This is a genomic window from Acinetobacter lwoffii (assembly GCF_024129435.1).
GTDB lineage: Bacteria > Pseudomonadota > Gammaproteobacteria > Pseudomonadales > Moraxellaceae > Acinetobacter > Acinetobacter lwoffii_F.
In genome coordinates this window covers 1-338 of record NZ_JAMXXN010000091.1, presented here as the reverse complement: position 1 = coordinate 338, position 338 = coordinate 1, and the positions used below count along the sequence as shown (strand labels likewise).

Annotated in this window: 1 protein-coding gene; it reads left to right on the top strand. The window is 49.7% G+C overall.

Annotation, left to right across the window (positions count from 1 at the left end; genetic code table 11):
* Window positions 1-338 (top strand): NAD(P)/FAD-dependent oxidoreductase (locus tag NI455_RS15450; RefSeq protein ID WP_253114906.1); only part of this gene is annotated, 338 nt, incomplete at both ends.

The window sequence follows — 338 nt, the reverse complement described above, 5'->3', positions numbered from 1 at the left end:
GAATCGATGGAGTTTGACGTCGTCATCGTAGGCGCAGGCCCTGCGGGTCTTTCTGCTGCGATCAAAATCCGTCAACTTGCAATTGAAAACAACTTAAACGATTTGTCCGTTTGTGTCGTAGAAAAAGGCTCCGAAGTCGGTGCGCATATTCTGTCTGGTGCTGTGCTTGAACCGCGTGCCATGAACGAGCTGTTCCCGGACTGGAAAGAACAGGGTGCCCCGCTGAATGTCCCGGTGACTGAAGATAAAACCTTCTTCCTGCTTTCAGATGAAAAATCACAGGAAGCACCGCACTGGATGGTGCCTAAAACCATGCATAACGATGGCAACTATGTCAT